Source organism: Haloarcula vallismortis ATCC 29715 (assembly GCF_000337775.1).
GTDB lineage: Archaea > Halobacteriota > Halobacteria > Halobacteriales > Haloarculaceae > Haloarcula > Haloarcula vallismortis.
This window is the reverse complement of record NZ_AOLQ01000038.1, coordinates 127,448-140,986: the sequence shown is the minus strand read 5'-3', so window position 1 is coordinate 140,986 and position 13,539 is coordinate 127,448. Positions and strand designations below refer to the sequence as shown.

Annotated in this window: 6 protein-coding genes and 2 pseudogenes; 4 read left to right on the top strand and 4 right to left on the bottom strand. The window is 62.6% G+C overall.

All coding sequences use genetic code 11. The features are described from left to right. Window positions 1-3: 3 nt before the first annotated feature. Window positions 4-963 (bottom strand): annotated as a pseudogene (locus C437_RS09405) (patatin-like phospholipase family protein). Between the two features lie 481 nt (window positions 964-1,444). Here C437_RS09405 and C437_RS09400 point away from each other — a divergent pair. From C437_RS09400 to C437_RS09390, 3 genes are all read left to right on the top strand, one after another. Next, entirely contained in the window at window positions 1,445-1,858 is a 414-nt protein-coding gene (locus C437_RS09400) for a CBS domain-containing protein (RefSeq protein WP_004516708.1), read from the top strand. Between the two features lie 154 nt (window positions 1,859-2,012). Then, complete coding sequence (gene gltB / locus C437_RS09395) at window positions 2,013-6,560, top strand: glutamate synthase large subunit (RefSeq protein ID WP_049919713.1); 4,548 nt, start codon at window positions 2,013-2,015, stop codon at window positions 6,558-6,560. Window positions 6,561-6,743: 183 nt separating this feature from the next. Further along, the gene (locus C437_RS09390) at window positions 6,744-7,718 is read left to right on the top strand and encodes a prohibitin family protein (RefSeq protein WP_004516706.1); all 975 of its coding nucleotides are present in this window, start codon (window positions 6,744-6,746) and stop codon (window positions 7,716-7,718) included. 123 nt (window positions 7,719-7,841) lie between these two features. On the opposite strand, the gene C437_RS09385 is transcribed toward C437_RS09390, so the two are convergent. Then, window positions 7,842-8,402, bottom strand: a complete 561-nt coding sequence (locus C437_RS09385) for a type IV pilin (RefSeq protein WP_074654899.1) — start codon at window positions 8,400-8,402, stop codon at window positions 7,842-7,844. A gap of 211 nt (window positions 8,403-8,613) precedes the next feature. On the opposite strand from C437_RS09385, the gene C437_RS09380 reads away from it, so the two are divergent. Further along, window positions 8,614-9,597 carry an NAD-dependent epimerase/dehydratase family protein gene (locus C437_RS09380; RefSeq protein ID WP_004516704.1) on the top strand — a complete coding sequence of 328 codons (984 nt, stop codon included), beginning with the start codon at window positions 8,614-8,616 and terminating at the stop codon, window positions 9,595-9,597. A gap of 3 nt (window positions 9,598-9,600) precedes the next feature. Here C437_RS09380 and C437_RS09375 read toward each other — a convergent pair whose 3' ends face one another. Together C437_RS09375 and C437_RS21225 are read right to left on the bottom strand one after the other, a co-directional pair. Then, a complete protein-coding gene (locus C437_RS09375) occupies window positions 9,601-10,671 on the bottom strand; it encodes a TrmB family transcriptional regulator (protein ID WP_004516703.1) in 1,071 nt (356 codons plus the stop codon). 182 nt (window positions 10,672-10,853) lie between these two features. Further along, a pseudogene (locus C437_RS21225) lies at window positions 10,854-13,427 on the bottom strand (beta-glucosidase). Window positions 13,428-13,539 lie beyond the last annotated feature (112 nt).

The window sequence follows — 13,539 nt, the reverse complement described above, 5'->3', positions numbered from 1 at the left end:
CCGTTACCCCGGCAACTGATCCAGAAACGCGTCGGCTTCAGCTCGACCCGTTTCGATAAGGGCCTCGATGAATTGGGGGTCGCGGTCACGTTTCGAGGCTGCTGTCAGCTTCTCATCGAGGGTCAGTCGCCGAATCTCTACGTGCTTGAACTCATCGGGGAGATACCCTTTTTCGACCCACTCGTTGACTTTCCGGACGAAGAACAGCTCCTGGTTCAGCGAGAGATTCCCGGACAGTTCCTGCCGACGGTCGGTGATCTCTGCCAACGATGTCGGCCGGTCCTCCCGGGTCTGTGGTTCAATCTGAATAATCCACATTTCGTCTGGTTTCGGCCGGTCGCTGGTCAGGAACTCCCGAATCGGCGGATTCTGTGAGAACAGGCCGTCCCAGTGCCAGTGGCCGTTCAGTTCGACGGCCTTGTACAGCAGCGGGAACGCAGCCGATGCCAGAACGGTGTTTGCTGTAATGGCGTTGTCGGTGAACGTCTCGAACACGCCGCTGTTGACGTTGACTGTGCCGACAGTCACGTGTGGCGGTGCCTCGTCGGCGAGGCTGTCGAACTCCTCGAACGCGATGTGGCGGTCAAGCAGCGATAGGTACCAGTCGTGGCTGACGGCGCTTGGCGTCGCGTAGGGCGAGATATCGGCCGCGGGGAGCATTCGGTTCTGCAGTCGCTTGTGCCACACGAGAGATTCGTTCAGCAGGAATGAGGGCGGCGTCGTCGCGGCGACATCATACCAGACGTCCTCCAGTAGCTCCCCGGCATAGTCGGGGCCTTCGCTGAGCAGGCCGTACTAGGCGGTGACCGCACACAGAGCGCCACCGGAGGTGCCACTCAATCCCACGAGATTGTGCTCGGCGTCGACCGCCGGCAGGAGTCGCTGCAGCGCACCGGCGGTAAACGCACTGTGGCTGCCGCCACCCTGACAGGCGATGGCGACGCTGGGACCCTGAGTAGACATGATTTAATTCATATACGAGGGGCTTGCACAGATAACTGCCGGGCCGCTGCTACTGCCGGCTGTGCTCGCATGAAACATGTTGTCACCTACAGGTGATACATATATTCACGACGCAGGCAGTATGAAGGAAGGATGGGGTCGGGGAGCGTGTGACATTTTCCTCCGTGCCCCCAATGACTACTGCTGTCCCTATGTATATAAATCGCCGTCAGACTAGGGTCATACAAACGCCAAACGGCGAACAGATACCCTCGTGAGTACTATGTCTCATCGGGCAGCTCGCATCAGCAAAAAGACATAAACAGTCTTGTGATTTCTGACTGGTCGAGGTAGATTACCTGAGATAGCGGGCGACTGTTCGAGCGAATGAATACATCACAGCGAGAGCAGAATATTAACACCTTATATATTTCTCAGTTGGTGAGATGTGTCGATATCCGGAACCAACACGGTTATATGCCGTCCTATGTTACCGAATGTCATGGACGACGTATTTGTCGGACGAATTATGTCATCGCCAGTCACCACTGTTGCCGCAGATGCGAACGCGAAAGCGGCCGCCAAGCGAATGCTCGACGAGAACATCAGCTCTGTTGTTGTCGTCGATACTGACAGAGAGTTGCGGGGGATTCTCACCTCCACGGATTTCGTCGAGATCGCCGCCGAGGATGGCGATACGACGGGGCTAACTGTGTCTGATTTCATGACGACGGACCCGGTCACAGTAACGGCAAACGACCCCGTCGAGGCGGCCGCAAGTCTGATGCTGGACCACGGCGTCCATCACCTTCCGGTCGTCGACAAGACGGAAGGTGTCGTCGGCATGTTGACTACAACTGACATGACGGCCTACGTTTCGGGTATCGAGCAGTCACCTGCACCCGTACTCGGCTGAGCACCGTGTAAACCGACATCCCTCGGACAACGGTTTATAAATGATGATACAGTTCAAACAATCGTGAGGAATATATACACCCTAATGTGGGGTTAAACAACACTAATACCATTAGGATTACCCTCTTATAGTGGCATCCCAAGTCATGAAACACATGGTTGAGCGACAGACAGGTCTCTCTGCAGGCGACGCCGGGCTTGCAGATCCTACGGACGAACGGTCGAACTGTGGTGTCGGGGTCGTCATGGACCTCGACGGCGACAGCGACCACTGGGTTGTATCGGACGGACTCGAACTCCTCGACAACCTCGAACATCGAGGGACGACAGGAGCCGAGCAAGACACGGGCGACGGAGCAGGCATCATGCTCCAGATTCCACACGAGTTTTTCGCTGCCGAAGTCGACGCCGACTTGCCACCCGCTGGCGAGTACGCCGTCGGCACGCTCTTTCTCCCGCAGGACGATGAGGTTGCCGAGAGCCTGAAAGACCTCGTCGAGACAGAACTCGCCGCTGAGGGCCTCGACATCCTCGACTGGCGCGACGTTCCCACGGACAACAGCGACCTTGGCGCGACGGCGCTCGAATCAGAACCCGACATCGTCCAATTTTTCGTCACCTCTGCGGCGGGCAAGACTGGCGACGCCTTCGAGAATCAGCTGTACATCGGTCGCCGGGCGCTCGAAAACACTGTTGAGGAGAAAACACCGCCGGGCCACGAGCGCTTCTACGTCGTCTCGCTCGCAACCGACGTGGTGGTGTATAAGGGCCTGCTCAAGGCCGAACAGCTCGAGGACTACTACCCAGACCTGGAAGACGAGCGCATGCAGTCGACGTTCGCGATGGTCCACGCCCGATTCTCGACGAACACACTGGGCGCGTGGCACCTCGCGCACCCCTATCGCCGCGTCATCCACAACGGCGAGTTCAACACGATTCAGGGGAACATCAACTGGATGCGCGCTCGGGAGACGGACATCCAGAGCGACGAGTTCGAAGGAGATCTGGAGAAAATCAAGCCCATCATCGACGACCCCGAGCAGTCAGACACTGCGAGCGTGGATAACGCGCTCGAACTCCTCCTACAGGGCGGTCGTGACCTCCCCCACGCCCTGCGGATGCTCATCCCCGAAGCCTGGCGCGGTGAGATGAACGACGTGACCGGCGACCGGCGTGACTTCTATGACTACCACGCCTCGCTGGTCGAGCCGTGGGACGGCCCGGCGCTCGTCGCCGCGACCGACGGCGACCGCATCGGCGCAGTGCTGGACCGCAACGGTCTCCGCCCGTGTCGCTACGACGTGCTAGAGGACAACACGCTCGTGATGTCGTCCGAAGCCGGCGCACTGGAACACGATGCTAGCGAAATTCAGGAGCGCGGCCGGCTCCAGCCCGGCCAGTGTTTCCTCGCTGACCCCGAAGAAGGGCGTGTCATCCCTGACGCCGAAGTGTTCGACGACATCACCGACGACAAGTACGGCGAGTGGGTGGCCGAGGAACAGGTCGATCTCGGCGACGTCGCCGACCGCGAGGACAACGCCCCACGCGACCCGTCGGACGCGCTCCGGAGCCACCAGGCGATGTACGGCTACACCTACGATGAGGTCGACCACCTCATCGAGCCGATGGCCGAGAAGGGGAAAGACCCCGTCGGCTCCATGGGTGACGACACGCCGCTGTCGGTCCTTTCGCAGTTCAACCGCCCGCTGTTCACCTACTTCAAACAGCTGTTTGCCCAGGTGACCAACCCGCCGCTTGACTACATCCGCGAGGAACTCGTCACCTCACTGGAGTCCCGACTGGGCCACCAGCGCAACATCCTCGACGAGAGCCAGGGCCACGCCCGACAGCTCGTTCTGGACTCGCCGATCCTCACCGACGAGGAGACCCAGTCGATCAAGGACCTCGACGCGAACGACATGTCGACGAAGGTCCTCGACATCACCTACGAGGAGGGCGGCGACCTCCGCCAGGCCGTCGAAGACGTGCGGGCCGAAGCCGACGCTGCAGCGAAGGAACACGACATCCTCGTCCTCTCGGACCGGAACGCCGGCGAGGACCGCGTGCCGATTCCGAGCCTGCTCGCCGTCGGTGGCATCCACCACCACCTCGTCCGCAACGGCCTCCGCAACCACGTCGGACTCGTCGTCGAGTCCGGCGACCCGCGGGCAGTCCACCACTTCGCGACGCTCATCGGCTACGGGGCTGGCGCGGTCAACCCCTACCTGGCCTACCAGACCATCGAGGACCTCGTCGCCGGGCCGGACGGCGCAGACCTGGCCGACGCTATCGACGCCTACATCACTGCCGTCGAGGACGGCCTCCTGAAGACGATGGCCAAGATGGGTATCTCCACGGTCGAGTCATACCAGGGAGCCCAGATTTTCGAGGCCGTCGGCCTCTCCTCTGATTTCATCGCCGAGTACTTCGAGGGGACGACCTGCCGAACTGAAGGTATCGGCATCGAAGAAATCGAGGACGACCTCACCCAGCGCCACGAGATTGCCTGGAGCGAGGAAGAGCCGGATATGCCCCGCCAGGGCGAGTACGAGTTCCGCTCGAACGGCATCCATCATCAGTGGAACCCCAACACGGTCGGTAAGATTCAACAGGCCGTTCGGATGGGCGACTACGACACGTACAAAGAGTTCGCCGAGCTGGTCAACGACCAGAACGAGGAGCTCCAGACCCTTCGTGGCCTGCTTGAGTTCGACTCCGACCGCGAATCCATCCCAATCGAGGATGTCGAACCGGTCGATGACATCGTCGAGCGCTTCGAGACCGCGGCGATGTCGCTCGGGTCGCTATCACCCGAGATGCACGAGAACAACGCCATCGCGATGAACCGGCTCGGCGCGAACGCCAACACCGGCGAAGGCGGCGAGCCCCCCGAGCGGTTCGACACCGAGAAGGAGTGTACGACCAAGCAGGTCGCGTCCGGTCGCTTCGGCGTCACCTCCGATTATCTCGCGTCGGCCGACGAACTCCAGATTAAGATGGCCCAAGGGTCGAAGCCCGGCGAGGGTGGCCACCTGCCCGGCAAGAAGGTCAACGAGATGATCGCCCACGTCCGCTATGCGACGCCGGGCGTCGGCCTCATCTCGCCGCCGCCGCTGCACGACATCTACTCCATCGAGGACCTCAAGCAACTCATCCACGACCTCAAGGCCTCGAACCCCGAGGCCGACATCAACGTCAAGCTGGTCTCCGAGGACGGCATCGGGACCATCGCGGCCGGCGTCGCCAAGGCCAACGCTGACGTGGTCCACATCTCGGGCCACGACGGCGGGACCGGGGCGTCGCCCAAAACCTCGATCAAGAACGCCGGCCTCCCGTGGGAGCTCGGTGTTTCGGAGGCCAACCAGATGCTCCGGGCGACCGGCCTGCGCTCGCGCATCAAGGTGACCACCGACGGCGGCATGAAGACCGGCCGCGACGTGGCCGTCGCCGCCCTGCTCGGTGCTGAGGGGTACACCTTCGGGACCGCTTCGATGGTCACCTCCGGCTGTGTGATGGCCCGGCAGTGCCACGAGAACACCTGTCCGGTCGGCATCGCCACGCAGAACGAGAACCTCCGCGAGCGGTTCCCGGGCGAGCCCCAGCACGTCATCAACTACATGACGTTCGTGGCCCAGGAGCTCCGCGAAATCATGGCCGAGCTCGGATTCGAGACCATCGACGAGATGATCGGTCGACCGAGCGTGCTGGCACAGCGCGACGACGTGTCACAGCCGAAGGCCCAGAAGCTCGACCTCTCCGCTGTTATCGCGGAGCCGGCCGACAACGACGGCCGCTACAAGCAACGCGAACAGACCCACGAGGTCGACGAACAGCTCGACTGGGACCTCATCGATGCCGCTGAGGATGCCATCTACAGCGGTGACCCGGTCGCTATCGACACCGACATCACCAACGTCGACCGTGCGGTCGGGGCGACGCTCTCGAACCGCATCTCCCGCGAGCACGCCAGCGACGGCCTTGCGGACGACACCATCCGGGTTGACTTCGACGGCACGGCCGGCCAGTCCTTCGGGGCGTTCCTCGCACAGGGCGTGACGATGGAGCTGACCGGGACGGCCAACGACTACGTCGGCAAGGGCTTGTCGGGCGGAAAACTCATCTTGAACACGCCTGAGAACGCCCCCTTCGATCCGACGGAGAACATCGTCATCGGCAACGTCGCGCTGTACGGCGCGACCCAGGGCGAGGCCTACGTCAACGGCATGGCCGGCGAGCGCTTCGCCGTCCGCAACTCCGGGGTCAAGGGCGTCGTCGAAGGCGTCGGCGACCACGGCTGTGAGTACATGACCGGCGGCGCAATCGTCGTGCTGGGCGAGACGGGCAAGAACTTCGCGGCCGGGATGTCCGGCGGCGTCGCCTACGTCTACGACCCCGACAGCGAGTTCGCGGCGAAGGCAAACACCGGCATGGTGTCGCTCGACGACACGCTGGAGGGCAAGGACCGCCAGATGATCACCCGCCTCGTCGAGAACCACGCCGCCTACACCGACTCCGACCGCGCGGCGGAACTACTGGAGAACTGGGACGCCGAAGTGGAGAACTTCACGAAGGTGATGCCCGACGCCTACGCCGAGGTCATCGCTGACCGCGAGCGCGACGACGTTCGCAACGAACCGCCGGCAAAGGCCGCGCCAAGCGCCGGCGCGGCTGAGACTGATTTCGTCGCCTCCACCGACGACTGAAGCGCTGTTTTCATTTCTTCTGGACAGCAGTCGGCTACCGACCGATTCTGACCGCAATTGAGGGGGTAGTCTGTATGCCGTGATGAGATACCGTGACAATCAACCGCTGGCCCTATAGCTGTCGGGCCAAAGTGCGTGATATGGTCCCTGTAAACCAACCGTGGTATCGAATCGGAGCACAGCATGAGTGACATCCCCGGCCCTGACCCTGATTCCGGCTCGGACATAGACCTCGATTTCGGTCGTGGCCTCCGTGTCGCTGTCACTGTCGTGGCCGCCCTTGTCGTCGCGACAGCGCTGTTCGGTGGCTATCATCAGGTCCCGGAAGGCCACGTCGGCGTCCAGAAGTCGTTCGGTGCGGTGACTGGCGACGAACTCCAGCCGGGCGCACACATCATCGTGCCAGTCAAGGACTCCGTTCAAGACGTAGAGATACGGCCACGGACCTACACCATGGCAAGTACCCAGGGCGAAGGGAACAGAGCGGTACAGTCTGACGCGGTGACCGTCCAGACGATCAACGGGACAACAGTCGATATCGACATTACCGTCCGGTACAAGGTCGAGGAAGCGGACGCAGCAGGGTTCGTCACCGAATGGCGGAACGTCAGGCAAGCAGAAGAGCGACTTATCCGACCGTCTGTGCGGTCACAACTCCGTGACGAAGCCGCCGGTATCCAGACGAGTGAGATATACACGAGCAACGGCCGCGAACGGCTTGGTGAGGCGGCACAGCAGAAACTCGAATCCGCGTTCGAGGGTGAAGCGCTCGTCCTCGAAGAGGTGCAGGTCCGTGACGTCGACCTCCCGGACTCGTACGATCAGGCGCTCAACGATAAGGAAATCGCAAAGCAACGCGTCGAAGAGAAGCAGTTCGAGATTCAACAGGCCGAAGCTGACAAGGAACGGAAAGAGGTCCAGGCCGAGGCCGATGCCCGGGTTATCGAGATTCGTGGTGAAGCGCTTCGGGACAACCCGGTCGTGCTGAAACAGCAGTACGTCCAGAGCATCGATGACTCGGATAAAGTCATTCTGGCGACTGACGACGAAGGAACACCGATAATCCTGCAGACCGGTCGGAGCAGCGGCGGCGGCAATTCTTCCAGCGCTGACACCGGGTTCTCGACGAACGTGACAAACGCGACGAGCGGGAACTGATCGCAGGCACGAGGGAGCGCCTCGGTCGCTTTTATTCCGCTGTGTCGCTCGCCGGTGATGACGACTGGTTCGTGCACGGCGGCGTATCGATATCGGGACGGGCCGTACAGCGTCCCTACCGAGTCATACAGTTAATCCCTGTCGGATAATAACCGCGTTCGACGGGGTGTGCACCACTCGAACGGTCACCGTATCGCCCGACAGTAAGTCACAGTCTCCGCCTGCTATCCGGAAGACAATCACGTCTCCGGGGCGGAACTCGTCTGTAACCAGCGCCCCGGTATCATCGGAACCGCGCTCCGTGAGCGAGCCAGAACTCTCGTCGAAGATATCGTCGCCCTCGATGTTGTCCCCCTGTGGCCGGTCACCGGATTTTGCCGGGAGATTGACTAACCGCCCGTGTTTTTCAGTCCCGTCGCCGCTACATTCGGCACTGACTGCCACTTCGATTTCCGAGACACGGACGACATCTCCCGCGACGTGCGTGATGCGGACGATGCCCCCGTCGAACCCATCCTGTGTGGCGAACTCGCCCTTCGATTGGCCGATTACAGGCGCTGTATCATCCAGTTTCTCCGCGAGGCCAAGCGTCGCCACTGACAGCACTGCCGCAAGAACGACAGTGACCGCCACGAGGAGGATAACTGAAATGACCGAGGACACAGCACGCGAGTTACCTGCCACTGGGCGTATTACGCGCTGGGTACGTAAAAATCTCCACGACGGAAGCGGGGTGAGATACCGACCTGAATGGAGACCTCGGGCCACAGTGTCCCGTTCTGCGGAGAAAACCGGCTGCTCGTCGCCCTGATACTAATCGTCGTCAATCGATGGACCCGCGGCAGACGCTGACGGTGAGCCACACTGTTTTGCTGGTCCCGTCCGAGCACGGTGTATGGAGAGTGTCCTCGTCATCGGCGGCGGTCGGTTCATCGGTCGACACACAGTCACAGAGTTTCGCGACGCAGGGTACGACGTGACGATTCTCACCCGCGGACAGCGTTCAAACCCGTTCGCGGACACCGATGTCGCCCACGTCGAAGGCGACCGGCGCGAGCGGGTCACACTCGAAACTGCTCGCGACCAGGTCGAACCGGATGTCGTCGTCGACTGTGTGGCGTACTTTCCGGACGACGTCCGGGTGGCGACCGACGTGTTTGCCGATGTCGACGCGTACGTGTACATCTCAAGCGGCGCGGCCTACGGTGCCGAACGGACGCCCAAACGAGAGGCAGAGACGCCGCTTGCAGGCTGCACTGCTGAACAGGCCACAACCGATAGCGCAGAGACCTACGGGCCACGGAAGGCTGAAGGCGACCGCGAGGTGTTCGCCGCCGCCGAGGACGGTGTGCGGGCGATGAGCGTCCGGCCGACCGTCGTGTACGGGCCCCACGACTACACCGAGCGCTTTGCCTACTGGGTGGACCGTGTGGTCGAGCACGAGCAAGTAGTTGTCCCCAGCGACGGCCTCAGCCTCTGGCAGATGGCCTACGTCGAGGACGTGGCGAGTGCGCTCCGCCTCGTTGCGGAACGCGGGACGGCCGGCGAGGCGTACAACGTTGGTGACGAGCACGCGCCGACGCTCCGGGAGTGGGTCGACCTGCTCGCCAGAGTGCACGACACGTCCGTCGAGGCCATCGGCGTCGGCGAACGCGAACTCGCGGCGGCGGGGCTCGCTCCTGATGACTTCCCTATCTACCGCGACTCACCCCATCTGCTATCGACGGCGAGACTCCGCGACCTGGGCTGGTCGTCGACGCCCCATGAGACGGCGCTGGCCGTGACCGTCGCCGAACACCGGGAGAACGACCGGACCGGCCGGGAGTACGGGCCCGACCGCGAGGTGGAAGCGGCGCTCATCGACCGCCTGACCGAGTGACTCCTACGCTCGGTGCAATGTTGTATGCTTGACCTCGTAGTCTTCGAGGAACGCGCCGTACCCACCGACAGTGATCCGCTCCTGTCCCGTGTCGATGACCAGCGAGTTCTCGAATCCGAAGTCGCTGCTGCTTGGGTCGAGGAGGTTCTGCCGGACATCGACCACGTCGCCGGTCAGCACCTCGAACTCGTTGTCTGAGCCTGTCGGCCGGGCGTACAGATCGGCGACGACCGACTCGCCGGCCCGGAGTGCGAGCGTTGTCGTGAACACGACAGGACGGAACATGTCGTACCGGGCCGGGAGCGACGGCGGCCGCGAGACGAGAACTTCCTCGCCGATAGGCCAGTAATTGCCTAGATAGGAACCGACCAACACCGCCGCGACGGCATCCTGTGTGAACGTGATTGCGTTCGTTTCGTCGTGGTCCCAGCTGAGCATCGTCGACGGGGAGACGAACCCGCGTTGCTGGTCCGTCGCGAGCAATGAGGGCGAACCACCGAGGCCGAGCCGAACCGCGTTGGCGACGCCGTCCAGTTCCAGCGTCATCGACTCGGCGTCGTAGCCGGAAAGTGTCAGAAGTACGAGAACACCTCGCTCACGGGCGCGACACAGCGGCTCGCGAAGATCGGGCAGTCGGCGAGCCGGGAGCTGGAGTACGACCTCGCAGTCGGCGGCGTCGATGTGTTGTTCCAGTCGCTTGACGATGGTCGGTCTGGACTTGACCACCTCGAAAGAGTTGTCGTCTGTCGAGGGATCCTCGTACCGGGATTGGACCGCCGTTTCCAGCGTGTCGAGTTCCCGTTTCAGCGCGCCGAAGGCCTCCGACGGGGGCGTCGCACGGATGACTGTCGGCGTTCGGTGGTCGTCGACGGTGACGAAGCCGGTCGCGGCCAGTGAATCACAGATGTCGTACACGTAGCTCGTAGAGATTCCTGCAGTTTCGGCCACTGTCCGGGCCGTTGCCGGTCCCCTTTCGACGACGGCGAGATACGTGTCGGCCTCTGTCTCGGAGAGTCCGTACTGCTGGAGTCGGTCCCGAACTGTCGCGTTCGGCTGGCGTGTGGAGTCAGGCATAGTGAACGGGTCAGAGCATGTCGATTGGTTCCATCTTACAGGGTTGCCGTGTCAGGTCGTGTCTCCGAGAGTATATAACAACTAGTGGGAGCTGGAGCGGGCCGACATGTGTCGACGCTGGGTAGTGGTCTACGGGACAGAGCTGTCCCCGAAACAGGCGGTATTAGACCGCGACGGCCCCCTCAGGAACGCCGGCGAACCTCATCGAGGAGGTCGACGACGTCTTCCATCGTCGGATCGCGGTTGCTGCTATTCCCGTTCTCATTCCCGTTCCCACTGTTTCCATTGCCCCGACCGGGGTTGCCGCCAGACCCGTCAGGGAGGCCCGGAACGGGGTCCGGGTCAGTGATGCTCGCCGTGTTCTGGACAGTCAGCGTTGTCGTTGGGCCGTTCTGGCCCACCGTGAGTTCGTACTCTCCCGCTTCGACGACCTTCGGGGCGAGTCCGAGCACGTCACCCGGCACGACTTCCAGCGCCGTCAGGTCAGCAGTCACATCCACCGTGGTGGATTCGCCAGAATCCAGTGAGACACGCTCGTAGCCCAGCAGCCGGCGCATCGGCTGGAGTACCGAACCGTAGGACTGGGTGTTGAACACCTCAACGATGTGTTCGCCGGCCATGTCACCGGTGTTTGTCACATCGACGCTGACGGTCACCTCGGATTGATTGGCCGGGTTGCCGACGGTGGGCTGTGTGACCGAGACGCTGCCGTACTCGAAGTCGGTGTAGGAGAGTCCATGGCCGTACTCGAAGACGGCTGTGTTGTCCGTCCCGCCCGTCGAGGTCGGGTCGTAGCGGTCGTACTGTACGGGCGCGGTGCCGACGTTCTCGGGCCAACTGAACGGGAGTTTGCCGGACGGATTGGACTCGCCGACCAGCGTCTCGGCGATGGCGACCCCGCCGTCGCTGCCGGGCTGGCCGGCAAACAGGAGGGCGTCGAGGTGGCTGAATGTGTCCGGGGACCCCCGCGGCGCGCCGGCGAGCATGACGCCGAGGATCGGCGTCGAATCGTCGGTGGCGTCGACGACGGTGTCGAGGAGGGTTTGCTGGGACTCGTCGAGGGCCAGTTCGTCCCGGTCGCCAAAGCCCTCGTTGTGGGTCCCCTCGCCGAGCACCACGACGACAGCGTCGGCTCCGGGAGCCGCTGACTCGACCTGAGAGCGCTGTTCGTCGGTGAAATCGAAGTTCCCGTTCTCGTCGCTCTGCTGGTTCTCGCCGTCGCCCTCGCCAGCCCACTAGGTGGTGTTCTCGTACGACGTGGGGACATGGGTGAGACTGCCGACCCGAGCGCGGAGCTCGTCTTCGAGAAGGTTCTGACGCGGATACGGGCCGCCGGCGCTTGCCCCCTGCCAGCCGAGCGTCCAGCCGCCGTGTTGCATCAGCGCGCGGGTGTTGTTGCCGTCGCCGTCGACGCCGGGTCCGGTCAGCAGGACGCTCTCGTCGCCCGAAAGTGGGAGCGTGTCCGCGTCGTTTTTCAGAAGGACCAGCGACTCCTTGGCCATCGTCTCCGATGCCTCCTGTGCGCCGCCGAGCACGTTTCCGATGCGGGACTCGTCGACCGTCGGCTGTTCGAACAGACCGAGATCGATCTTCAGTTCGAGAATCCGGCGGACCGCTTCGTCGATGCGCGCCATCGGAATCGCCCCGTCCTCGACGAGGCCCACCACGGTGTCGATGAACTGGACCGGTCCCGGCGCGTCGCCACCGTTGCCGATCATGTACATGTCGATGCCGGCGTTGATCGCCATCTCGGTCGCCGTCTCGAAATCGGGCGCGTAATCGTGGTTCGTGATCATCCGGTTGAGATCGTCCCAGTCCGAGACAACCATCCCCTCGTAGCCGTAGGTGTCTCGGAGCAGCGTCGTCAACAGCCAGTGGGAGGCGTGGGCCGGAATCCCGTTTATCGCGCCGCTGTTGACCATCACCGTCCCGGGTTCGGACTCCAGTGCCTCCCGGTACGGCGGGAGGATGTTCGTCCGGAGGTCGCGCATGGACGTCGAGGCCGGGGCGCGGTCGTTGCCGTTGTTCGGGATGGAGTAGGCCGCGAAGTGCTTGACACACGCCGTCAGCCGGTCGTCGTCCTCCAGTGCTTGCGCTCGGACCCGTGAGACATCCGCTTCGAGTTTCGGGTCTTCGCTGATACCCTCGAAGAAGCGCCCCCAGCGGGGGTCCCGTTGAAGGTCCGTCGTCGGCGCAAACGTCCAGTGAGCGCCCATCGACGCCGCCGCATCGCTCGTGTGGCGCTCGGCCTCCGCAATCAGATCTAGGTCTCGCGTCGCACCCATGTTCAGCCGCTGGGGGAACACCGTCGCTCCCTCCAGCAGGCCGTTCCCGTGTGTCGCGTCGACGCCGTAGAGGAACGGGATGTCGTGGTCTGCGTTGTTCAGGTTATACTCCTGCAGGGCGTTGATACCCTGAGCCACCTCGTTGGCGTCGAAGCTCGGTGGCTCAGCTCCGCCGGAGAGTATCGACCCGATACCGAGTTCGCTGAAGTACTCGCCGACTGTGTCGACCCCAAAACTGTCGGGAACGTTTGATTCCGCGGGCTCTGCCTCGAATGAGCTGATTGCGACCTGCGTCATCTGGGCCGCTTTCTGCTCCAGTGTGAGGTTTCCGATGAGTGAATCGACGTCCGGTTGCGCTGTGGCGGTCCCAACACCTGCGCCGGTCGTGGCCGCCGCCGTGGCCACCCCGGTCGCTTTCAGAAATGCCCGCCGAGACGCTCGCATGCCGTCGTCAGTCGTGTCATGTGCCATGACAGGCGCACCCAAACGGTGATGTTAATAATTGTTTTTGGAAAACTGCTGTGTGATAGTTGTCAAAGGATTTCAGTTGCCGCCGCAGTCGAAGCCCCAGTTACACCTAAAC